24 protein-coding genes are annotated in these 23,839 nt (G+C 40.6%); 6 read left to right on the plus strand and 18 right to left on the minus strand.

The genetic code is table 11. The annotated features are described in order from the left end of the window. Positions 1-42 precede the first annotated feature (42 nt). Positions 43-1,158, minus strand: coding sequence for a citrate synthase (gene citZ, locus JOD45_RS04885; protein WP_205002746.1), 1,116 nt, complete (start codon positions 1,156-1,158; stop codon positions 43-45). Positions 1,159-1,392: 234 nt separating this feature from the next. Here citZ and ytvI point away from each other — a divergent pair, with 234 nt between their 5' ends. Then, on the plus strand, positions 1,393-2,535 hold the full coding sequence (ytvI, locus tag JOD45_RS04890; RefSeq protein ID WP_205002747.1) for a sporulation integral membrane protein YtvI: 1,143 nt from the start codon (positions 1,393-1,395) through the stop codon (positions 2,533-2,535). Between the two features lie 24 nt (positions 2,536-2,559). Here ytvI and JOD45_RS04895 read toward each other — a convergent pair whose 3' ends face one another. The 8 genes from JOD45_RS04895 to JOD45_RS04930 all read right to left on the minus strand — a co-directional run bounded on the left by JOD45_RS04895 (position 2,560) and on the right by JOD45_RS04930 (position 13,076). Beyond that, positions 2,560-2,961, minus strand: a complete 402-nt coding sequence (locus tag JOD45_RS04895; protein WP_205002748.1) for an FxsA family protein — start codon at positions 2,959-2,961, stop codon at positions 2,560-2,562. A gap of 4 nt (positions 2,962-2,965) precedes the next feature. Next, positions 2,966-3,388 carry an acyl-CoA thioesterase gene (locus JOD45_RS04900; RefSeq protein ID WP_205002749.1) on the minus strand — a complete coding sequence of 141 codons (423 nt, stop codon included), beginning with the start codon at positions 3,386-3,388 and terminating at the stop codon, positions 2,966-2,968. Between the two features lie 87 nt (positions 3,389-3,475). Next, positions 3,476-5,227: a pyruvate kinase gene (gene pyk / locus JOD45_RS04905; protein ID WP_205002750.1), complete on the minus strand. Its 1,752-nt coding sequence runs from the start codon at positions 5,225-5,227 to the stop codon at positions 3,476-3,478. Positions 5,228-5,258: 31 nt separating this feature from the next. After that, entirely contained in the window at positions 5,259-6,218 is a 960-nt protein-coding gene (pfkA, locus tag JOD45_RS04910) for a 6-phosphofructokinase (protein ID WP_205002751.1), read from the minus strand. A 64-nt stretch (positions 6,219-6,282) separates the two neighbouring features. Then, on the minus strand, positions 6,283-7,260 hold the full coding sequence (gene accA, locus JOD45_RS04915) for an acetyl-CoA carboxylase carboxyl transferase subunit alpha (RefSeq protein ID WP_205002752.1): 978 nt from the start codon (positions 7,258-7,260) through the stop codon (positions 6,283-6,285). After that, entirely contained in the window at positions 7,260-8,117 is an 858-nt protein-coding gene (gene accD, locus JOD45_RS04920) for an acetyl-CoA carboxylase, carboxyltransferase subunit beta (RefSeq protein WP_205002753.1), read from the minus strand. Before accD ends, accA begins: the two co-directional genes overlap by 1 nt. 220 nt (positions 8,118-8,337) lie before the next feature. Then, positions 8,338-9,540, minus strand: coding sequence for an NADP-dependent malic enzyme (gene ystJ, locus JOD45_RS04925; RefSeq protein ID WP_205002829.1), 1,203 nt, complete (start codon positions 9,538-9,540; stop codon positions 8,338-8,340). 161 nt (positions 9,541-9,701) lie between these two features. Next, positions 9,702-13,076, minus strand: coding sequence for a DNA polymerase III subunit alpha (locus JOD45_RS04930; protein WP_205002754.1), 3,375 nt, complete (start codon positions 13,074-13,076; stop codon positions 9,702-9,704). A 123-nt stretch (positions 13,077-13,199) separates the two neighbouring features. Between JOD45_RS04930 and JOD45_RS04935 the strand changes: the two genes are divergently transcribed. Together JOD45_RS04935 and ytrI are read left to right on the plus strand one after the other, a co-directional pair. Next, positions 13,200-13,532: a YtrH family sporulation protein gene (locus JOD45_RS04935; protein ID WP_205002755.1), complete on the plus strand. Its 333-nt coding sequence runs from the start codon at positions 13,200-13,202 to the stop codon at positions 13,530-13,532. A 3-nt stretch (positions 13,533-13,535) separates the two neighbouring features. Further along, on the plus strand, positions 13,536-14,048 hold the full coding sequence (gene ytrI, locus JOD45_RS04940) for a sporulation membrane protein YtrI (RefSeq protein WP_205002756.1): 513 nt from the start codon (positions 13,536-13,538) through the stop codon (positions 14,046-14,048). A gap of 70 nt (positions 14,049-14,118) precedes the next feature. On the opposite strand, the gene JOD45_RS04945 is transcribed toward ytrI, so the two are convergent. After that, positions 14,119-15,051, minus strand: coding sequence for a DHH family phosphoesterase (locus JOD45_RS04945; protein ID WP_205002757.1), 933 nt, complete (start codon positions 15,049-15,051; stop codon positions 14,119-14,121). Positions 15,052-15,149: 98 nt separating this feature from the next. Here JOD45_RS04945 and JOD45_RS04950 point away from each other — a divergent pair, with 98 nt between their 5' ends. Next, positions 15,150-15,473, plus strand: a complete 324-nt coding sequence (locus tag JOD45_RS04950) for a YtpI family protein (protein ID WP_205002758.1) — start codon at positions 15,150-15,152, stop codon at positions 15,471-15,473. On the opposite strand, the gene JOD45_RS04955 is transcribed toward JOD45_RS04950, so the two are convergent. Continuing rightward, on the minus strand, positions 15,457-16,770 hold the full coding sequence (locus JOD45_RS04955; RefSeq protein WP_205002830.1) for a DRTGG domain-containing protein: 1,314 nt from the start codon (positions 16,768-16,770) through the stop codon (positions 15,457-15,459). The genes JOD45_RS04950 and JOD45_RS04955 overlap by 17 nt on opposite strands. Positions 16,771-16,884: 114 nt before the next feature. Next, positions 16,885-17,568, minus strand: a complete 684-nt coding sequence (locus tag JOD45_RS04960) for a metal-dependent hydrolase (protein ID WP_205002759.1) — start codon at positions 17,566-17,568, stop codon at positions 16,885-16,887. 529 nt (positions 17,569-18,097) lie between these two features. Between JOD45_RS04960 and JOD45_RS04965 the strand changes: the two genes are divergently transcribed. After that, entirely contained in the window at positions 18,098-19,198 is a 1,101-nt protein-coding gene (locus JOD45_RS04965) for a M24 family metallopeptidase (RefSeq protein ID WP_205002760.1), read from the plus strand. 46 nt (positions 19,199-19,244) lie between these two features. Here the strand turns inward: JOD45_RS04965 and ald are convergent, their stop codons facing one another. From ald to JOD45_RS04985, 4 genes are all read right to left on the minus strand, one after another. Beyond that, positions 19,245-20,369 carry an alanine dehydrogenase gene (ald, locus tag JOD45_RS04970; RefSeq protein ID WP_205002761.1) on the minus strand — a complete coding sequence of 375 codons (1,125 nt, stop codon included), beginning with the start codon at positions 20,367-20,369 and terminating at the stop codon, positions 19,245-19,247. A 179-nt stretch (positions 20,370-20,548) separates the two neighbouring features. Beyond that, on the minus strand, positions 20,549-20,911 hold the full coding sequence (locus JOD45_RS04975) for a hypothetical protein (protein ID WP_205002762.1): 363 nt from the start codon (positions 20,909-20,911) through the stop codon (positions 20,549-20,551). 42 nt (positions 20,912-20,953) lie between these two features. After that, complete coding sequence (locus JOD45_RS04980) at positions 20,954-21,724, minus strand: SDR family oxidoreductase (protein WP_205002763.1); 771 nt, start codon at positions 21,722-21,724, stop codon at positions 20,954-20,956. Between the two features lie 139 nt (positions 21,725-21,863). Then, a complete protein-coding gene (locus JOD45_RS04985; RefSeq protein WP_205002764.1) occupies positions 21,864-22,028 on the minus strand; it encodes a hypothetical protein in 165 nt (54 codons plus the stop codon). 130 nt (positions 22,029-22,158) lie between these two features. On the opposite strand from JOD45_RS04985, the gene JOD45_RS04990 reads away from it, so the two are divergent. Further along, on the plus strand, positions 22,159-22,458 hold the full coding sequence (locus tag JOD45_RS04990; protein WP_205002765.1) for a hypothetical protein: 300 nt from the start codon (positions 22,159-22,161) through the stop codon (positions 22,456-22,458). 17 nt (positions 22,459-22,475) lie between these two features. On the opposite strand, the gene JOD45_RS04995 is transcribed toward JOD45_RS04990, so the two are convergent. Then, entirely contained in the window at positions 22,476-22,979 is a 504-nt protein-coding gene (locus JOD45_RS04995) for a molybdenum cofactor synthesis domain-containing protein (protein WP_205002766.1), read from the minus strand. Further along, on the minus strand, positions 22,960-23,820 hold the full coding sequence (locus JOD45_RS05000) for an EcsC family protein (protein ID WP_205002767.1): 861 nt from the start codon (positions 23,818-23,820) through the stop codon (positions 22,960-22,962). The genes JOD45_RS04995 and JOD45_RS05000 overlap by 20 nt, the downstream gene beginning before the upstream one ends. Positions 23,821-23,839 lie beyond the last annotated feature (19 nt).

Here is a 23,839-nt window from a genome sequence, read left to right on the forward strand (position 1 = left end):
ATAACAGATTGGGGAGCCCCCCTCCCTGTTATACATTAATCATTATCTATTTTCAATTGGTGTATATTCTCTTTCTTTCGGACCGACATATTCTGCACGCGGACGAATCAGACGGTTATCGCTGTATTGTTCAAGAATATGGGCAAGCCATCCTGAAGCCCGGCTGATCGCAAAGATCGGAGTAAAGAGATCATGCTGAATGCCTAGGGAATGATACACACTGGCTGAATAAAAATCGACGTTAGGAAGCAACCCTTTTTCTTCTCTCATCATTTCTTCGATTTTTACACACATTTCATAAAGTTCAGGTTCCCCGATTTTTTTAGTCAGTTTTTCTGACATGTCTTTTAAATGTTTGGCGCGCGGGTCACCATTTTTATAAACTCTGTGGCCGAATCCCATGACTTTTTCTTTATTAGCAAACTTTTTATTAAGGTAGTCTTCAACATGGTCAATTGAGCCGATTTCTTTTAGCATTTTCATAACTTGTTCATTGGCTCCGCCATGAAGCGGCCCTTTTAATGCGCCGATTGCCGCAGTGATGCCGGAATAAATATCAGAAAGCGTTGCCACACAAACGCGTGCTGTAAATGTTGAAGCATTAAGCTCATGGTCCGCATGCAAAATTAACGCTTTATTAAAAGCTCTTACTTCAATTTCATCAGGGACTCTGTCGTTTAACATGTATAAGAAGTTTGCAGCAAAGCTTAAATCTTTACGGGGAGCTACAGGCTCTTTTCCAGCTCTTATTCTCGCAAATCCCGCAGCAATGGTCGGCAATTTCGCTTGTATGCGTAAAGCTTTAGCCTTATTTGCTTCTTCATTCATGTCATCTGCTTCTGAATCATAGACACCGAGGGTTGAAACAGCGGTACGTAGCACAGCCATTGGATGAGTATTATTAAGTGGAAAGGCTTTCAGTTGACGGAAGACTTCATCAGGAACTTCAGCATTCTCTGCTAATTCCTTTTTGAAGGCATCAAGTTCATTTTGACAAGGCAGCTTATCATGCCACAACAAGTAAACGACTTCTTCAAAAGAAGATTGTTTCGCCAGATCGTCGACGTTGTATCCTTTATATCTAAGAACGCTGTCAATAATTGAACTAATGGTCGAAGTTGTTGCTACAACACCTTCTAGCCCTTTTGTTGCTGTCATAAGATCTCCTCCCTTATATGAATCCCTAATGCATATTCATAAAATAAAGGCACTTAATAATTAGCTTTAATAAAAAAACTAAAAAATATTAAATGTCATTACATATATGATTATAAACAATTAATTGTCATTTGTGAATAATAATGCAACACAAACTAGAAAACAGTGGAAAACATTTGAATGAAGAAATATACATGTCTTATAGTTCGTATAAGCAGGCAGAGGGAGGCTGAAATGAACCAATATACCAATCAAATTTTGCGATACATTTATATTTTATTTCGTCTGGCCTTTGTTGTTTTTATTATTTTTCTTATAGGTTTATGTCTTTATTATGCGGGAAAGCTTGCTTATCCGTTTTTAATAGCGCTTGTCATTTCATTTCTCCTGAATCCTATAGTTGATACTTTCGAAAAAAAAGCGAAAATGCCGCGGGGATTAGCGGCATTCTTTGCTATCATTTTAATATTCGGACTTATTTTTGGTTTAATTTTTTTGATTGTCTTTCAAATGATTAATGGCCTGACATATCTTACTGCCATTGTTCCCAGTCATGTTGAAAAACTTATCGAATATATTCAAGCATATTTTTTCTCGCAAATTTTGCCGCTGTGGAAGCATATCACTCATTTATTTAACCATTTAAATGCCGTTCATCAGCAAGCTATACAAAATAACATTAAAGACATGGGTGAAAAAGCCGGAAATAGTTTGGCTGAGCTGGGTACGTCCCTTATTAGCTGGCTGAGCAGTTTCATTATTTCTCTTCCCAATATTTTAACCGCATCCGTATTTATATTGCTTGCGACTTTCTTTATAACAAAGGACTGGCATAAAAACGCCTATTTTTTAAAGTCGAAATTAACTCCTAAAGTAACCAGCTGCTTAAAGCTTGTTTACGATGATTTAAGGAAAGCTTTTTTTGGTTTTTTCCGCGCCCAATTAACCTTGATAGCCATAACAGGCATGATTGTGCTAATGGGATTATTTATCATGAAGATCGACCACGCCTTTACGATTGGTATGATATCGGCTGGTGTTGATTTATTGCCGTATTTGGGAATAGGCTTCATATTTTTCCCTTGGATCATCTATGAATTTTTTACGGGGCATTATTATTTAACCATAGGATTATCTATTCTTTTCAGCTCTGTCATTATTGGCAGGCAAATCTTAGAGCCGAAAATTCTTTCTTCATCAATCGGACTCGATCCCTTGCTTACATTAATCGCAATGTTTATTGCTTTTAAATTATTTGGTTTTTTAGGTTTAATCCTTGGCCCTGTTTCGCTGGTTGTCTCAAAATCATTAGTTCAGGCAAACGTTATTCATGATATATGGTCCTTTATCATTGGAAATGATTCAACTGAAACATAAAAAAACAGCTGCTGCAGCTGTTTTTTATCTTCGGAAATAAAAAGACATCCGGCCGTTTGCCATTTTTCTTCTTAATCGCTTAAGAATATATTTTTTTACTTTTTTTCGAACTGGAGGAAAAAGCAAAAGAAACCCGCAAATATCTGTAAAAAAGCCCGGTGTTAACAATAATACACCGCCTGCCAAAATACAAGCGCCTTCGATGATTGACTGACCCGGGAGCCGGCCTGCGGAAAGCTCATAACGTATCGTTCTAAGGGCGGCGAGCCCCTCCCGTTTAGCCAGCCAAGCGCCTAAAACACCGGTTATAACAATGAGCAATATAGTAATGGGTATCCCTAAATATTTCCCGGATAATACAAACAAGGAAATTTCAATTGCTGGTATAAGAATAAAAATAAACAATAATGGCCTTGGCCCTTTCATTCGTCTATTGCTCCTTACAAGCTGTTTCGATTTTTTGATGAAGATCTGCCGCGACTTTCTTTAGAGCCACAGGCTTAAGATCCAAATTTGTAAAACAGTGCTCGGTTATGCCGTCGGCAACCAGCTTTTGGTCATCTTCTTTTACAAGCTCATAACGGAAGGTTATCCGTATGCCATTATATTTTGCAATTGTCGTTTTAACAATCAGTGCATCTTCATATTTTGCAGGCGACCGATAATTAACCTCAGAGCGGATCGCCGGCAGCATCAATCCATCCTTTTCCATCTCACTGTAAGGTTTCCCCATTTGTTCTCTAATGCAATCCGTTCGGCCAATTTCAAACCAATTAATATAGACGCCGTGATGAATGACTCCCATTTGATCTGTTTCTGAGTAGCGGGCAACAATTCGGGATGTTGTTTCCATAGTATCACCTTCTATAAAATTTTTACTTCTTTGCCGCTAAGATTGTTATTTTATAAAAAAAAGAGAAGGTCAACACCTTCTCTTTTACTATAACACTTTTGCATGTCCATCATAAATATTTCCGCGTTCAGCATCTACAGTTACAACCTGTCCATTTTTCAGAAGCTTTGTTGCATCTTCAACGCCAACAATGACAGGAATCTCGAGATTCAAACCAATAACGGCCGCATGCGATGTTAAACCGCCTTCTTCGGCAATAATGGCTGATGCGCGCCGGCATGCATCCATCATTTCCTTGTCTGTTCCTCTTGTAACGAGAATTGCGCCGTCAGGCATGTTTTCGTTAGCCGTCTTGGCATCATTCGCTACAAACACTTCTGCAGTCGCTGTTTTCCGGCCAATCCCTTGTCCTTTGCCAACAGTGCCTCCAACCACATGAACTTTAAGCAGATTGGTTGTACCGACTTCTCCAACAGGAACGCCGGCTGTGATAACGGCAAGGTCGCCGTGTTTAACCATACCGGATTCAAGAGATTTGTCTACAGCTAAATCGAGCATTTCATCAGTTGATGAACAATACTCCCCAAATTGCGGGAACACGCCCCAAACAAGCGATAATTTTCTCAATGCTTTCTCAGTGCTTGTAACAGCAACAATATCGGCCTTTGGACGATATTTTGAAACGACACGGGCCGTATGACCGCTCACAGTTGCAGTAATGATTGACGAAACATTAAGGTTAAGAGCTGTATGTGATACAGCCAGTCCAATCGCATCTGTTATCGTTGCTTCACTTGCCTTGCTTCGTCTGCTTAAAATTTCACGATAGTCTAATGCTGTTTCAGCTTTGGAAGCAATGCGGTCCATCGTTTTTACAGCTTCGACAGGGTAGTCGCCGGCCGCTGTTTCCCCGGACAGCATAATGGCATCAGTGCCATCGAAAATGGCATTTGCAACATCGCTTGCTTCAGCGCGGGTTGGCCTTGGGTTTCTTTGCATTGAATCAAGCATTTGCGTCGCTGTGATAACCGGTTTGCCGAGCCTGTTGCATTTCTTAATTAAATGCTTTTGGACAAGCGGGACTTCTTCAGCAGGAATTTCGACGCCGAGATCACCGCGGGCAACCATCAACCCGTCTGAAACATCAAGGATTTCATCAATATTATCGACACCTTCGCGGTTTTCAATTTTAGGTATAATATCGATATTTGCTTGATGTTCTTCAAGTAAACGGCGTATTTCAAGAACATCGGAAGCTCTGCGTACAAAAGACGCAGCAATGAAATCAACATCTTGTTCGATGCCGAATAAAATATCGTTGGCGTCTTTTTCAGTAATTCCCGGCAAGTTAACGCTGACGTTAGGCACATTGACGCCTTTTTTGCTCTTTAGTTCGCCGCTGTTTAAAACTTTTGTAATGATTTCATTATTGTTTTTGCCAATGACTTCAAGTTCGATCAAACCGTCGTCAAGCAAAATTTTTGAACCGGCGGATACGTCATCAACAAGGCCTTTATAAGTGACAGAAATCCTTTCGCTTGTACCTTGGACTTCATCCATTGAAATGATCAGCTCTTTGCCTTTTTCCAAATATACTTTCTCGGCGGCCATCATTCCTGTCCGAATCTCAGGCCCTTTAGTGTCAAGCAGTATCGCCACAGTTTTATTCGCTATTTTAGCGGCTTCTCTAATATTTTTTATTCTTTGGCCGTGCTCGGCATAATCACCATGAGAAAAATTTAAGCGGGCAACATTCATGCCGGAATTGATTAATTCAACCAGCGTCTCAACGCTTTCGCTTGCTGGTCCTATCGTACATACAATCTTCGTTTTTCTCATTATTCATTTCCTCCATTTACTTCAAACAAAATTATATAGAAAGTTCTTTGACAAGTTCAATCAATTCGCTGTCAATATCATGCTTTTTCGTTAATACATCTTCTATATCATGATAAACGACTTGATTCTTTTGTATCCCAACCATCTTGCCGGCTTTTCCATTAATCAATAAGTCAACAGCTTTAGCTCCTAAACGGCTGGCAAGTACACGATCGAAGGCTGTCGGCGATCCGCCGCGCTGAATATGTCCAAGCACAGTCACCCGGGTATCCAAATCGGCTTTCTTTTTAATTTCATCGGCTACATGAGCTGCGCTTCCTACTCCCTCAGCCACAATAATGATGCTGTGTTTCTTGCCTCTTTTATGCCCATGATAGATACGTTCAATAACGCCGTCAATGTCTTCAGGCCTTTCAGGAATGATAATGGATTCAGCACCGTCGGCCAACCCTGCCCATAATGCAAGGTCACCTGCATCGCGCCCCATGACCTCAATGATAAACGGGCGTTCATGAGACGTTGCCGTATCTCTAATTTTGTCGATAGCGTCAATAATTGTATTTAAAGCTGTATCAAAACCAATTGTAAAATCTGTACCAGGGATATCATTATCAATCGTTCCAGGGACACCAATCGTCGGAATGCCGTTTTGCGATAATTTAACTGCTCCTCTGAAAGAGCCGTCTCCTCCTATAACGACCAAACCTTCAATGCCAAACTTACGAAGCTGTTCGATCCCTTTTTTCAAACCTTCTTCAGTTTTAAATTCTTCGCATCTTGCACTGTAAAGCATCGTTCCGCCGCGATGAATGATATCACCGACAGAACCGACCTCAAGCTTCTTTATATTTCCTGAAATAAGTCCTGAATAGCCTTGGTAAATACCATAGACTTCCAGTCCATGATAAATGGCTTTTCTTACGATAGATCGAATGGCCGGGTTCATCCCCGGTGCGTCGCCTCCGCTTGTTAATACACCAATTCTTTTCATGCTAACACCTCTTTATGATACTCAAAAAAATGTGAAAGAAAAGTGCTTTCTAAGAAAGAAAGCACTAACTTTGATGGGTGAAATCGCTTGCAACCCCGTATTTCCCCATTTTACGATATTTTTCCAAACGTTTTTTGACAAGTTCTTCCGGATTAAATGGATTTAGGTCCTGCCATGCATCCCATAAATATTGATCAATGGTCTTCGCTTGTTCCTCTGGATTATGATGAGCCCCGCCCAAGACCTCCGGAATTAATTCATCTATAATGTTGAGTTCTTTTAGATCTGGTCCAGTAATTTTCATCGTTTTTGCTGCCCTTTCCGCCAGTCCGGAATCTTTCCATAACAACGCTGCCGCGCCTTCCGGTGAAATAACAGAGTACCAGGAATTCTCAAGCATTAAAATTTTATCTGTCACGCCTAAAGCCAAAGCGCCGCCGCTTGCTCCCTCGCCGATAACAACAGATATCATCGGCACTTTAAGTCCAGCCATTTCGAACAGATTGCGGGCAATAGCTTCGCCTTGGCCGCGTTCTTCAGCCGCTTTGCCTGGAAAAGCCCCCTTAGTATCAATAAATGTGATAACAGGACGCCCAAACTTTTCAGCCTGCTTCATAAGTCTCAGGGCCTTACGGTAACCCTCAGGGTGGGCCATACCAAAGTTCCGTTTAAGATTCTCCTTAGTATCTCGGCCTCTTTGTTCGCCGATAACCGTCACAGGATGGCCATGGAATTTAGCGATACCGCCGACAATCGCCGGATCATCGCCGAATAGACGATCACCATGACATTCAATAAAATCGGTGAATAAGTGCGGGATATAATCAAGTGTCGTCGGACGATCCATATGCCGCGCTATTTGCACACGATCCCATGGCGACATATTGCTGTAAGTCTCTTCTTCCAACTCTTTTAAGCGGGTTTGCAGGCGTTCTAATTCATCTGTCAGATCAATATCTTTTTCTTCCATAAAAGATTTTAATTCTCTTATCTTTTCTTTAAGTTCCTCAATCGGTTTTTCAAAATCTAATCCCGGTGCCACTATTTTTCACCTCCTCCTGTATGAATGGATAATACAGTAGACAGCGTTTCTTTCAATTCGTCTCTTGGAATAACCTTGTCAAGCTGCCCGTGTTTTAATAAAAATTCTGCTGTTTGGAAGTCTTCCGGCAGCTCCTCGCGAATTGTCTGTTCAATAACTCTTCGGCCTGCAAAGCCGATTAATGCACCGGGCTCCGCAAAATTATAGTCTCCCAATGATGCGAAGCTGGCCGTTACTCCGCCGGTCGTCGGATGAGTCATAACCGTGATGAACAAACCTCCGTCATCACTAAATTGCTTTAATACAGCACTTGTCTTAGCCATTTGCATCAGACTAAGCATACCTTCTTGCATGCGCGCCCCGCCGGAAGCAGTAAAAATAATGACTGGCAGGTTTAACTCCATAGCTCGTTCAATAGACCGCGCAATTTTCTCTCCGACAACAGAACCCATGCTGCCCATTCGGAACCTTGAATCCATCACAGCTACAACTGTGCTGTATCCGTTAATTTTTCCTTTACCGGTAACAACAGCTTCATTTAAACCGGTTTTTTCCCTGTCTTTATCAAGCTTCTCCAAATAGCCAGAGAAATCTAAGGGATTTTCAGAAATCATTTCCCGGTCAAATTCTTCAAAGCTGCCTTTATCAAACAAGATTTCGACTCTTTCATAAGCCGTTAACGGATAATGATAACCGCATGATTGACAGATATATAAATTCTTTTTTAATTCTTTAGCATACATGATCTTTTTGCACTGCGGACACTTCTTCATGATCCCTTCCGGCACTTCTTGTTTCGCCTTTTGGGAAGGGACTGTTACATACTTCTTCTTTTTCACAAAAAAATCTTTTATCAAAGCATATACACCTTCTTAACTGCCGATTCATTTAATGTATCGAACTATCAGTTTGACAAGGAAATGTAAAAAGTTACGGAGACAATTAACCATATAGCAAGGAAGGATGAAAGCATAGATGGATACTTTTTTATCCTCTCTTACTTTACACTCTAATCCTTCCTATTTCAATTAATTTTGTCTGCCCCTTTGTTTGAATTTTGGCCGAATGTATTTATTTCTAACCAATAGATGCAAGTTTTCTCGTTTTTTCAGCAATTTCTTCAGGATTTGCCTTTTTCCTAGCAACTCCGGTTTCCATAGCGGCCTTTGCTACCTCAGCTGCAACAGACGGTGCTACCCTTGGATCAAAAGGCGCCGGAATAACATAATCATCATTGAGGTCTTTTTCGCTAATAAGGTTGGCAATGGCATATACCGCCGCTTTTTTCATTTCTTCATTAATGTGTGTAGCTTGTACATCTAGAGCGCCGCGGAAAATGCCCGGGAACGCCAAAACGTTATTGACTTGGTTCGGAAAATCCGACCGTCCGGTGCCGATTACTTTTGCTCCGGCAGCTTTTGCATCTTCCGGCATAATTTCCGGAACCGGGTTGGCCATCGCAAAAATAATCGGATCATCATTCATTGTTTTGATCATTTCTTGAGTCAGCGCCCCTTCAACTGAAACGCCAATAAATACATCCATGCCTTTAACAGCATCTTCAAGTGTGCCAGTGATGTTATTGCGGTTAGTAAATTTGGCAACAGCGGCTTTGACATCATTCATGCCGTATTCTCTGCCTTCGTATACAGCGCCTCGCGAATCGCACATCACAATGTCTTTGACTCCAAATCGGTTAAGCAATTTTATAATAGCGACGCCCGCTGCGCCTGCACCGTTAACAACGACTTTTATTTCTGACATCTTTTTATTGACAAGTTTTAATGCATTAACCAAGCCAGCTAATGTAACGATGGCTGTTCCATGCTGATCATCGTGGAATACAGGGATATTTGTTTCTTTTTTAAGTCTCTCTTCAATAATGAAACAGCTCGGTGCAGCAATGTCTTCTAAATTAATGCCGCCAAATACAGGCTCCATTAATTTAACCGTTTCAACAATTTGATCAATATCTTCGGTTTTTAGACAAATAGGAAATGCATCTACACCGGCAAAGCTTTTAAAAAGAACGGCTTTACCTTCCATAACGGGCAGAGAGGCTTCCGGTCCGATATTGCCAAGACCTAAAACGGCTGTACCGTTGGAAACGACGCCAACCATGTTGCCTTTCATTGTATATTCAAATACTGATTCTTTATTGTTATAAATTTCTTTACAAGGTTCAGCAACTCCAGGAGAGTAAGCCAGACTTAAATCCTTTGCATTTCGTACAAGTACCTTTGATTTGGATTCTAATTTACCTTTATTATCTCGGTGCATTTGAAGCGCTTCTTCGCGAATGGTAGACACTTCGATTTCATCTCCTCGTAAAATGTATAGTATATATGAATATCACTACAGATGTTCAAAAATTCTTCTTAGCTTCATTGAACATCACGCACAGCTCTATTTAACCACAACATTATATCAAAATATGAATTTTATTTTAAACCCTTTATGACAACATTCTCAGATCCAAGACATTGTTTTAGCGAATGAATCAGCTTTTCGCTTGGAGACACAGCATATGATTCCGGCAATTGGATGATTTTTTTATTGGTCGAATAGTAAATAATCACCTGCATGCTGCCGGGATGGCTCGTAATCATTTCCTTTACTCGGTTTAGAACGGGTGTTTTTTCTTGATGAGAATCAATTTTAAGATAAAGTTTGCTGTTTTTGTTTTGCCTTATCTCTTCTATTGGTTTTGCCTTTTGCAAGATTAGCTTCCTTAAGTTCCCATCCTTTTCAATCTTTGCTTCTATAAAAAGCATTCTCCCCTTTTGAAACAGCTCTTCACGGCCTCGATAAAGTTTTGGAAACACTATCCCGTCTATTTGTCCGGTTTGGTCACTTAAACTAAGAAAGGCCATAAATTGTCCTTTTTTTGTTTTGATTTGCTTGGCATCCTCGATCATAACCGCAAGTCTTAATAAGTCATGAGGCGCTTGGCGATGAGCATCTTTTACAGAATTAGTTTGCGGACTTAAAAATTTTTGATAATCATCTAAAGGATGGGCTGTCAAATAAACACCTAAGGCTTCTTTTTCAAATTGGAGCTTTTCCTTTAAACTAAAAGGCGGCACTTCAACAGCTGCATATTCATCAAAATCCGCTTCCAAAAGCGTCGCTTGGTCTCGATTGCGCTGATAGTCTTCGGCAAGTTTTAAAGCCTGATCCAAAGAAGCTATTAAAGACGCTCTGTCCATGCCAAATTCATCCATAGCGCCTGAGAAAATCAACGATTCTATGGCGCGCCGGTTGACTTTCCCCGGGGATATCCGCATGCAAAAGTCAACCAGGTTTTTATAAGGGCGCCCATTTCTCTTCTCTATAATTTCTTGAACCGATCCAGTCCCGAGATTTTTGATAGCATTTAACCCAAAGCGGATACCAAGCCCTTCATTTATAAAAGGCGCCTCGCTCTTATTTACTGATGGCGGATAAACGGTGATGCCTTTTGCCTTTATTTCAAAAAGATAATCTAATAATTTGTCTTGATGATGGATAACGCTTGATAAAAGCGCAGTCATAAAGGCAACCGGATAATGTGCTTTTAAATAGGCTAACCGATAAGCAATCAAACTGTATGCCACTGCATGCGACCGATTAAAGCCATAATCAGCAAATCGAACAATTAACTGATATAAATCTTCGGCAGTTGATTGTGAATATCCTCTTTCAATGCAGCCTTCGACAAAAAATTGCCGCTGCTCCTCCAAAACATGCCTTTTTTTCTTTGAAACGGCCCGCCTGAGAATATCAGCTTCCCCTAATGTAAAACCGGCCATTTTTGCCGCAATTTGCATGATTTGCTCTTGATAAACAATAACGCCATAAGTTGATTTTAAAATAGGAGTCAGATCCTCATGCGGGTAGGCAACAGGCCGCTTGCCATGTTTGCCGTCGATATAAACATTGATAAATTTCATAGGCCCGGGGCGGTAAAGAGCATTGACCGCCACAATATCTTCAAAATCTGTCGGTCCCAATTGTCTTAAAACATCTCTCATCCCGTCGGATTCTAGCTGAAAAATCCCTGTTGTATCGCCGCGACTGAGCAATTCAAAAGTTTTTGGATCATTAAGCGGAATTTTATTGATGTCTATGGATTTACCAGTCTCTCTCTCAATCAAATTGAGAATTGTTTCTATAAATGATAAATTTCTTAGACCGAGAAAGTCCATTTTTAATAACCCTAAATCTTCAAGCACATCCATCGTATATTGCGTCACAGGGATATTCTCATGGCCTTCCTGAAGAGGAACCTTTGCCGACAGAGGAGCTTCGCTGATTACCACACCCGCAGCATGAATGGACGTATGTCTGGGAACGCCTTCAACGGCTTTAGCAAGCTGATAGAGACGGAATAGCTCCTTCGATTGTTTGAGATGCTCGCGAATTTGATGCGATTCTTGATAAGCTTGATCCAGCGTTACGCCGGGACGGGAAGGAATCAGCTTCGCCAGCCGGTCAATTTTTGCTGAATCAATGCCTAATGCTTTACCGACATCCCTTATAGCGGCTTTGGCCGCTAATGTGCCAAAAGTAATAATTTGGGCGACATGGCCGCTACCGTATTTCTCGAAAACATACCGGATCATCCGGTCCCGGTCTTTATCGGGAAAATCAATATCAATATCCGGCATTGTTACACGTTCAGGATTCAAAAACCGTTCAAACAGCAAATGATATTTCAATGGATCAACATCAGTAATTTCAAGGACATAAGCGACTAAGGAACCTGCTGCAGAGCCTCTGCCGGGTCCCGGCATTGAACCGGTCTCCCTTGCGTAGCGAATAACATCCCAAATAATTAGAAAGTAGTCATTAAACCCCATTTGATCAATGACCGCTAATTCATCATCCAGACGTTTTTGGATTGTATCATTTATTTCTGCATATCTTTTCTTTAAGCCTTTTTGGCATTGATTGCGCAAATATTCTTTACTTGTCCACCCTTTAGGCAAGTTAAACTTGGGAAGGACCACCTGATTGAAAGAAAATTCAACACGGCATTGGAACGCAATTTTTTCTGTATTAGTGATGGCATCGGGATATGATTCAAACAAAGACGCCATTTCCTGAGGAGATTTAAGATAATACTCGTCATTAATGGGTTTGTTTTCATTTCCGTCTAAGCTTTCCCCCTCGCGGATACAGGCTAAGCACTGGTAAGCAAGGGCATCGGCCTTTTCAAGATAATGGACATCATTCGAAGCGGCAAGAGGGATATCCAACGCTTTGCTTATTTTTAAAATTTCAAGCTGGCATTCCTTTTCAACCGGCATGCCGTGATCTTGGAGCTCCAAATAAAAGCGGCCGGGAAAAAGCTCTTTATAATATTGGGCTAGACGGTATGCTTTTTGTCTGTCCCCATTTAGAAGGGTTGTTTCAACATCTCCTTTTATTCCTGAAGAGAGAACAATGAGACCTTCTTTATAGTCTTCCAGCTGGCTTCTTTTCAGCCTTTTGGCTTTGGCGGCAGAAGTTTGCAATAAAGTACTTAATTTGACTAAATTCTCATAGCCAGATTGATCTTGCGCCAGTAAAATAAGCGAATGATCTCTAGGGGCAGTTTCTCTTAACTTCGACCCGCTGCCATTCTCCATATAGACTTCCATGCCTATGACAGGATGGATGCCTTCTTCTTGGCAAGCCTTATAAAAAGGAATGACACCGTACAGGACATTCGAATCCGTAATGGCAAGCGCTTTATACCCTTGAGACTTTGCCTTCGCAACCAGGCTTTTAATGCGGCATGAACTGTCAAGCAAACTGTATTCGCTATGTACATGTAGATGGATAAAAGCCATTCTTTTCAACCCTCTCAAAGTCATTCCCGTTTTTTTTTTATTATAGTACACCTCAAAGAAAAAATGGTATACTTTCAAATCTTGTCCCATAGAATGGTACAAAGATGGGAGGAGCTCTTAACCATGGATTTTCGGACATTTGCAACGATGGCGATTATGAACTTTTTCATTTCCTTCGGCGTCTTAATCGGCGGTTGCTTCATAGGCGGGATCGGGGCATTTTTGGTCAGCCGCCCGCCTTTAAGCGAAATGAATAACCTTGCAGCAAATATGAAAATCTGGGCGATCGTTACTGCCATTGGCGGCACTTTCGATACAATAGAACGACTAGAAAAAGGGTTCCTTGACGGTACGCCAAGCGAAGTCGTTAAACACCTGCTCCTGATTGCTTCTGCCATGACCGGTGCACATACGGCAACGATGATTGTGCATTGGTTTACCCAGCGGGAGTTATAAAAATTGCGAATCCCTCCATATTATCGAATACCGAGCTGGCAGCGTTTCTTATCTGGCGTCGCCATCGGCATGATCATCGGCTTTTTATTTTTTGTGCTATTATTCGGCTTGGCGCAAGAACGGCAAATAAACAAAATTAAGGAGCAGGCTACAGAGATAAAATCATTAGAAAATGACAAACGGGCGTTATTGGAAGATCAAGATAAAGAAAATAAAGAATTGGAAAAGAAACTTAAAGTTCAAGATGTACAAGTCAACATTCTATCTAGCCAAAGAATCAATTTGGACAGAATTGTTCGTTATGAGCTGGAACAGCAAATTTCTGAACGGCTGCATTCTCTTATAAAAAATGACATTGAGTCAGTTGCTGTTAATAAAGAGCTTATCTACAAAGCTGTTGAAGGACATCCATTTACCATTGATAAAAATTCCTATTACTTTAAAGTTAAAAGTCTTGTCATCTATTCGGTTATTGAAATTAATGTTGTACCCGTTCAGCCAAAAAAGAAAACATAAGAAACCTGGCCAGCGCCATTGCATGCTTTCCCAGTGCATAAAGATACTTGCCGATTGGCAAGCTTTCTATTTAAGCCATTTGGCACGCATGATTTAAATCATTTAACACTTGTTCTGTTTCTTCCCAAGAATAAATGGTCGCCCCAGCTGCATTAGGATGGCCGCCGCCGCCGTAGCGCTCTGCAATGGTATTGACTACGATTCCTTTTGAACGAAGACGCACTCTAATTTGATCCTTTTCTTCTATAAAGAACACCCATGCTTTAATATTTTCTACGTTTGAGAATGTGTTCACTAGAAGAGAGGCTTCTGCAGGCGTTACTGAAAAAGATTCCATCAGATCTAAAGTGATTTTCATGCATCCTACACCATGTTCGTTCAATGCAAAGTTCTGCAGCACATAGCCTTCTAATCTTGTTAAATGAAGCGACGATTTATAAAGGTTATCATGAAGGATTTGCCGATCAAAATCTTTCTTTACAAGCAATGCCGCCTTTTTTAAAGTTTCCGGGCTTGTCGAAAATAAAAACCGGCCGGTATCGCCTACAATGCCTGCATACAAGAGCCTCGCCGCTTCATTTGACATATGAAAATCGGGACGGGCTTCATACATATCAACAATCATTTCACTGACAGAACTGGCATCTGTATTGACCAGAACAATATCGCCGTATGGATCAACATTAGGATGATGGTCAATTTTAATTAATTTTTCTCCCATTGTATATCTTTGGTCGCTCACTCTTTCTTGATTTGCTGTATCGCAAACAATAACTAAAGCTCCCGAATAAACATCATCCTCTATTTGATCCATGCGATTTAAAAAGGTTAAGGACGGCACTTCTTCACCGACTGCATATACCTTTTTTTCCGGGTAATTATCCTTGATAAAACAGGCCAGCCCGCCTTGAGAACCTATGGCATCAGGATCCGGCCGGATATGCCTGTGAATAATAATTGTGTCATAAGACTCAATTGCTTTAAAAATTTCTTCTAGAATCATAGTGTTTCCCCCTGAAATTATTTTAAAATGATTAGCAATTGTGCAAAAAAAGCGTTAGAATAAATGTAAGAACTTTCATCTTGGAGGGTTGTCATTTTATGCCAACGTTTATCATCCTCATCGTTCTTGCTCTCATGGCTTTTATTTTCTACCGCATTAAGGTCTGGCGGATCCAAGAGCCTTATAAAAAGCTCTGGACAAGTTCTAAAGCGCATATTGCTATGGGCGCTTTCCTTTTCTTCTTTGGATTGAACAGGATTCTTTTCAGGCCTTCGAAAATCAGCATTATCGTTTGCGCTATTTTCATGTTATACGGCGCCTTTATTATTTACAGCGGCATCAAAGCATTCCGGCATTATTTGCCTTTGGCAGTTAAAGAGGCCGAAGATAATTACCGGGAGACCGCTAATAACGGTCAATAAATTGAACGATCAAAAAGGCCTTGCATACAACGACGCCTTTATGATACATTTCAATGTCGATTTTTCCATAACGGCGGGTAATTTCTAAAATTTTCGGCTGAATTTCAATAGTTGATTCAATTTGAACGGGCTTTAAGAAATACAGGGTGACATTTTCTACGACAAGGTCGCCCTTTCTTTGTTTATTAAGAACTCTTCGCCCCACTGTTGTTACGATCGAGGATACAACGCCATAGGACAGTGTCCCTAAATAATTGGTCATTTGCGGCGTCACATCAAACTGGTATAATTCATTATTCCGTTTCGAACAATCGGTCAGCTGAGCTTCAATAAGATCCTCTATGGTTTCCCCTACTTGCGGCTGCTGCTGAACCATCTGCATCGCTTTAAGAACATCCTGTCTCGTAATAATCCCAAGGAGTTTATGGATATCATCAACAACCGGCAGACACTCAATGCCTTCCCAGATCATATTATGTGCAGCTGCAGCAACAGACGTTGTCGGATTAACAACCATCGGATTTCTCGTCATCACTTGCTCAATGCGATTATTCACGTCTTCGCCAATAATGTCTTTCGACGTGACTATTCCTTGCACTTTCATGTCCTTATCAATAACCGGATAGCGGCTGTGGGTCGTTTTGCGATTCATTTCATGCCACTTTCCTACTTTGTCGTCACCATACAGAAAATCGGTATCCTCAATTGGAATCAAAATATCTGAGACGTGAAGAATTTCCTTTTTAATGAGCTGATCATAAATCGCACGGTTAATTTTTGTCGCAACCGTAAAAGTATCATAAGATGTTGAAATCAAGGGAAGTTTCAGCTCATCAGCTAATTTTTTAACCGATTCTTCCGCGTCAAAGCCGCCGGTAATTAAAACGCCCATTCCAGCCCTCAAAGCTATTTCATGAACGTTATCCCGGTTCCCTACAATCAATAGCCCGCCTGCATCAACATAACGCATCATCGCTTCTAACTTCATCGCCCCGATGACAAAACGGTTTAAAGTCTTATATAACCCTTCACGGCCTCCCAAAACTTGTCCGTCTACAACATTGACCACTTCAGCATAGGTCAGTTTTTCAATATTTCCTTTATCTTTTTTCTCAATTCTAATCGTGCCGACACGTTCAATCGTGCTGACATAGCCTTGATTTTCGGCATCCTTAATTGCCCGGTAAGCGGTTCCTTCACTCACTTGAAGCGCCTTAGCAATTTGCCGGACAGAAATTTTATGTCCTATTTCCAATTTTTTTATATAGGATAAAATCTGCTCATGTTTTGTCGCCAATTCATTCACCAAACTTTCATAATAAAGAAAACTCTGCTAGTGCCAGTTTCTATTGCCGAGTCATTCCTGATTGTATGAGAACAAGCGGATCAACAAAAGATCCGCTTATCTTGCTTACAATTCGATTGATCCGCCGGAAACCAGAGCATTTCCTTTGCCTTTTAATTTTGATACAAAGTCTACTGGATCCTGCTCGATGACGGGGAATGTATTGTAATGAATCGGGACGACTGTTTTGGCTTGAAGCCATTCAGCGGCTGTTAATGCATCTTCAGGACCCATTGTGAAATTATCGCCGATAGGAAGGAATGCTAAGTCAATTTGATGCCTTTCGCCAATTAATTTCATATCAGAGAAGAGCGCTGTATCTCCTGCATGATAGATGGTTTTTCCGTCAATTTCTAGTATAACGCCGGCTGGCATGCCTGTATAAACAATTCTTTGATTGTCTTCTTCCGTATAACTGGAACCATGGAATGCCTGAGTTAATTTGACCCTGCCAAAGTCAAAGTTAAACCCGCCTCCAATAGACATACCGTGCGTGTTAAGGCCTTTCCAGCCCAGATATGTAGCGATTTCTGCAATGCCAATCACTAGAGCATTATTTTTCTTTGCAAGTTCCACCGTATCGCCGAGGTGATCATTATGGCCGTGTGTAAGAATAATGACATCAATTTTCGGCAAATCTCCGACGCTGATATTCGCTTGGCTATTTCCTGTAATAAAAGGATCAATGATAATATTAGCCTTTGATGATTCAATGAGAACAACCGAATGTCCATGATAAGTAACTTTCATTCTGCCTTCCTCCCATTTTTTTATTGTGCTGATCTACAAGTTTAGCAATAGTTAACTTTTTTCTCCTTTTGACTGCCACTTCTAAAAAAGGGGAAAATATTCTCTATTAATAATATAACCATGCTTGACGATACATTTCAATTAAATAGGGATGAATTCATGTATTGGGACGCCATTTAACTTTTCCTTTCTCGAATACGTTTTCATTCCATTTGCCAAACTTATCTCATGAATGCAGCCATGTATCGGACAAATAAGCATTTGATATGCTGCAGTCGTGTTCATCATCGTTCATTTGCCTGCAGCCTTAACATCGCTTATTCATAAGCTGCCATGTTCCATTAAAATTCGCATTAGAGGGTCAGACTGAGAAAAACCCCATCATTTCCACCTGTCTATTGCTTTTATTATAGAAAAGGCCGGCATATTCTTGCTGCAAAAATTTTTAAAATAAAGACTTAAATATTTCTCTATAAATTTAACTTATGGTAAATTAAAGTTAACCGTATCATTGATAGGAGTGTAAATAATGAATCAACGAATTAATCGCATACAACAATGGCTGCAGCAAAACGATTATCAGTTCGCATTTATATCCGATCCTACAAATGTTTTTTACTTGACCCGCTTCATGTGCGAACCACATGAACGCTTGTTAGGCCTATTTATCTTCCCTGAAAGCGAGCCATTTCTGATTTGTCCGCAAATGGAAGTGCATCAAGCCCGAAATGCTGGCTGGCATTTTGAATTAATCGGTTATCAAGACCACGAAGACCCATGGGAAAAAGTTGAGAAAGCCTTTCAAAACCGCAAACTGAATGGTTCGCCGACCGCGGCAATAGAAAAAGATACATTGCCATTTCAAAAAGCTATGTCTCTTCGCCGCTTGAATGAACAATTATCTTTTGCTTCCATTGAATCGTTTATAGCTTCTTTAAGAATGATTAAAGACGAAAAGGAAATTGAAATATTGCAGAAAGCTGCGGAAATGGCTGATTATGCTGTCAATATCGGCGTTAATGCCATTAAAAAAGGAAGAACTGAACAAGGGATTATCGCTGAAATAGAATATGAATTAACGAAACGCGGATATTCAGAAATGGCTTTTCCAACCATGGTGCTGGTTGGCGATAACAGCGCTTCCCCGCACGGACATCCCGGAAACCGGCAAATTAAAGAAGGTGATTTTGTTTTATTTGATTTAGGCGTTGTTGTTGACGGCTATTGTTCAGACATTACAAGAACTGTTTGTTACAAACATGCCAGCGATGAACAACAAGCCATTTATGAAACTGTCCTTGAAGCAAACCAAAAGGCTATCGAGGCGGCTAAATCCGGTGTCAGAATCGGTGACCTTGACCGATTGGCAAGAGATATTATCGCTGATAAGAATTATGGAGACTATTTCACCCATCGTTTAGGGCACGGCTTAGGGCTTGGCGCACACGAAGCCCCGTCAATAAATGAAAGTAATGATGATCAATTAAAAAAGGGTATGGTCATCACCATCGAACCGGGTATATATGTTCCGGAAGTAGGCGGGGTTCGAATTGAAGATGACGTTTACATAAGTGAACAAGGACCCGTTACCTTGACAAAGTTCCCTAAAACACTGCAAATTATATCCTAAAAATAACATAAACAATGCCTTCTCAAAAATGAGAAGGCATTGTTTATTATACGTGTTGTTTTATTAAAGATTCAGCGTCTTTATATTCTACACCATGAGCTTCCGCAACAGCCTTGAAAGTGACATAGCCGTCTAATGTATTCACACCTTTTAATAGGGCAGGATCATCAAGACAAGCCTTGACATACCCTTTATTAGCGATGTTCACGGCATAAGGCACGGTTACATTTGTCAGACCGATAGTTGAAGTTCTTGGCACAGCGCCCGGCATATTAGCTACAGCATAGTGTACGACACCGTGCTTAACATAAGTTGGGTCATCATGCGTTGTAATCCGGTCTGTCGTTTCAAAAATACCGCCTTGGTCAATGGCAACATCAACGATAACAGAGCCTTCGCGCATTGACTTAATCATGTCTTCCGTTACAAGGCGAGGCGCCTTGGCACCAGGAATTAATACCGCTCCGATAACAAGATCGGATTCTTTCACTTCTTGAGCTATATTAAACGGATTAGATATGAGTGTATTAATGCTGTTGCCAAAAATATCATCTAGCTGGCGGAGCCTTTCCGGATTAAGGTCAAGAATTGTCACATCAGCGCCTAACCCAACTGCAATTTTAGCAGCATTTGTACCCACAATGCCGCCGCCGACAATAGTCACTTTAGCACGCTTAACTCCCGGAATTCCGCCTAGTAAAATCCCTTTGCCGCCGTTAATTTTTTCAAGGAATTGCCCGCCGACTTGCGCAGCCATGCGTCCGGCAACTTCACTCATTGGCGTTAACAATGGTAATGAACGATTAGGCAGCTGAACCGTTTCATAAGCAATGCCGACAACTTTATTATCAAGCAATGCCTTAGTCAATTCAGGTTCTGGAGCAAGATGGAGATAAGTAAATAGAATGAGTCCTTCATGGAAGAATGGATACTCTTCAGGAAGCGGTTCTTTAACCTTCATAACCATTTCAGCAGACCAAGCCTCTTTAGCGGACGGAACAATTCTGGCTCCAGCGCTTTGGTATTGTTCATCTGTAAAGTTTGATCCTATGCCTGCATTTGTTTCAATGAGAACTTCATGTCCCGCCTCAACAAGATGGTGTACACCAGCCGGAGTCATTGCGACACGATTCTCGTTATTTTTTATCTCTCTAGGCACACCAATTCGCATACATTATTCCCCCTAAAATATTCTATTATTTTTTCCGAATGGATAGATAACAAATTATGAAATCCCTTACATCTGAATCGTACGCCTTTTTTGGGACTTTTTCAAGTCAAAATGATAAAGCTGATAGAAGTTCGAAAATTAAGATTCTGTTCCTTACTGCTTGGGGGAAGATATCTGTCTTACTTTTGCCAGACCCATGTATATAATTCTTCATTACTGTTAATGACTCTCACATCCAATTTATCGATATTTTTATAACTGTGCCGTTTTAAAGCATTAACCATATCTTCAGCTTTCGCTTTTTTTGACACGTTCAGAAGCTGATAAATCATTTTCACTTTCTTTTCAGCTTGCTTCCCTTTTATCACACGGCTGCCTTTTTCGAACTCGTATTCATCGGGGTTAACGTACTCCCATTCATACTCTGCCCCGTTCACTATAACCGTCGCCTTAAAAGAACGCTGATCTTCTAAGCTTGATGCATAACTAGTTAGAACTGGAACAAACAGCATACAAACTGTACAAATCATCCACCGTTTCATAAAAAATCACCTCATGTTTAACATGAGGAAAATGCTGCTTATTTATTCAAATGCAGGACGGAAACGATTAATCACTTCTACTGCTCCGGTAACATCAATGACTGAACCCGTAACCATTTCTGTATCATCTTTGCTTAAGAAAAGTATCATGTTTGCGATATCTTCTCCTGTTACAGAACGCCCAAGCGGTGTCCTTTGTTCATTTAAGCGTCTGGCCTCATCTATAGTTGACTCTTTCATGTCAGACAGAATCATGCCCGGACAAACCATATTAGCCGTAATGCCGAACTCAGCCTCTTCAATGGCCAGTGTCCGCGTCAGCGAAGCCGCCCCTGTCTTCGCCGCAGCAAAAGCGCCTCGGTCGATCCACCCCGGAGCCGATCCCGCATCCTGAAAGCCATATGTAATAATCCTGCCAAAGCGCTGCTGTCTCATGACAGGAACGACTCGTTTGACTAAATGAAAAACGGCGCTTAAATTGCCATCAATCATTTCCTCCCATTCCTCATCTGAATGATCAATCAGTTTTTTTCTTTCAAATATAAAGGGACCCGCATTATTAATTAATCCATCAATTCTATTAAACCGAGTCATGGTTTTATCTACAAGCTCAATAATATCCGCCCGCTTAGTGATATCGCCTTTAACAAATTGAAGACGGTCAAGGCTGTCTTTCCACTTTTCTTTCATTTGCTCAACAGCCTTTTCATCGCTTCTGTAATTAACTGTAACCGAGTATCCCTGTTGAAGAAATTTCTCTGTGACCATGCGTCCGATACCTTTTGATCCAGCAGTAATGAGTATGTGGCGCATTGGATTCACCCATCCTTTTCCATTAAATAAATACTATTAAAATTATAAACGAGCGTTTCCGCCTCTGTAAACTGAAGGCAACTTGATTAAAAGCTTTATAAATTGGAAAAGCTACCACGTTTGACGTGATAGCTGATCATTACGCTTCGTTCTTGTCTTTCTTATCACCTGTAAAAACATTTTGATCGGTGACATAAGAATCAACGACACCGCTTTGATAAGCTTCTGTTAACTGCTGATGAACAATATTTTCCCCTTCTTCATCGTACATCAAATCGGTATGCTTATTATGTTCTTTTGCCATTAAACTTCCCCCCTCATCGTTAAAAATAACGAAAAGCTTTCACTCTTCATTATTAGCTTTTGTGAAAAATGTAGAACTTATACAAAACAGATGATAATATCTTGCTAACAGAAGATGGAGGAAAAAAAATATGCCATACCATTTTGTATATGATAAACGCTTGGGGATACAAATACCTGTACTTGAGAAAACATGGGAAGAATATCATCAAGAAACACAAGAACAAATCATTTCAGATTGGGAAAAAATAAGAGGGAAAATTCCAGATCGCATCAAGCAGCTTGAAGGAGAAATTGCAGAAAAACAAAATCAGCTCAGCCAAGAAGAGAACTTCGAAAAAAGCTGTCGATTAAACAGCAAGATAGCTGATCTTGCTTCAACGATTAATGATTTATGGATATGGTACCGAACACCCTTGAAAATAAGCTAAATACCTCAGTATTTAGCTTATTTATTGATTTCATGAATGATATGCGTTAATTCCGGAATGATTAATTTATCCATTGCTAGTTGAACAGCACCCGAAGACCCCGGCATTGAAAAAACAGCAGTTTTCCCGATAACCCCGGCAGACGCCCGGCTAAGAATCGCTGCTGATCCAATATCTTCTGTATAGCTCAGCATTCTAAAAATTTCTCCAAAACCGGGGATTTTCTTATCAACCAGCCTGTTGACCACTTCAATGGTAACATCCCGTTCAGCTATGCCTGTCCCGCCATTAATTAATAACACATCAATGGATTGGGAAACAATTTCTTTGATCGCTAATTCGATTTCCACTGCTTCGTCTTTCACTATCATGTAAGATTCCACATTGCAGCCGTGGTCTTTTAACCGGTCAATAATTAACTGACCGCTTTTATCCGTTTTTACATCGCGGGTGTCGCTTACAGTTAAGACGCCGCATTGACATTGATCCAATTTATGAGATTTATGTTCTTTGACTGACACGTCCTTCGCCTGCCTTTTCCATTAAATAACGTTTTTGATAAAAGCGATGAGCAATTTCTGTAATATGCTTGGTGGAACGATAATTAAAGCCTGCCCCAAAAGCCATTCCCATTAAGGGAATACCTTGAAATATTTTCTTCTTTAATTGTGATATGACGATTGTTTTTCCAAGCTGCTTAATGCCGGTATCAACCCAAGATAAATTCATCACATCGTCTTGGCCTTCATAAAAATATGGATTAACGCTCGTATGTATCACTTCGTCCTCAAGATCCTGCCAAGCTGACCTTTTTATTTGTTTCGGCAATAAACCGATTTCAAAAACCTTTAATGCTGTGACCATCTCAGCGGGCAATGTGACCTCATAGCCATAAGTCAGCGCTATTAACTGAACTGTATACATCTGAATTGAAAATAACAAAGGTATATCCAACCCTAATAACAAAAAACCTCCCGTTCCGGTTAATCCGCCTTGGACGGTTGAAATTAGGCGCTGCTTGCCGATATGTTTCTGTGCAATAAAATGAAGCTGATGAACATTTAATTTCTTCATGTCTTCTATATGATTAATTTCAGGCAGCAATGCTTTTCCTTCATTAATAAGCTGTGTTCGAGCATTTTGCTGCCATGAGGTGCTTTGCAATAAAGCGTGACATTGAAAAACCATCTGATCAATAGCTTGGCTTAAACTGCTTTGCCATTTCGGAGAAACCTTTGCCAGCTGATTTCGCACCCATTCCTGGTATAGCACCGTAAAATCAGTCGGTTCATATGTAAAGAATTGTTCTTCCCAAACTTTTATTTGTGAGAATACAGCCTGTTCTGTTTCTGACAAGGCCACATCAATCTCTCCTTCATCA

Source organism: Scopulibacillus daqui, assembly GCF_016908855.1.
Classification (GTDB): domain Bacteria; phylum Bacillota; class Bacilli; order Bacillales; family Sporolactobacillaceae; genus Scopulibacillus_A; species Scopulibacillus_A daqui.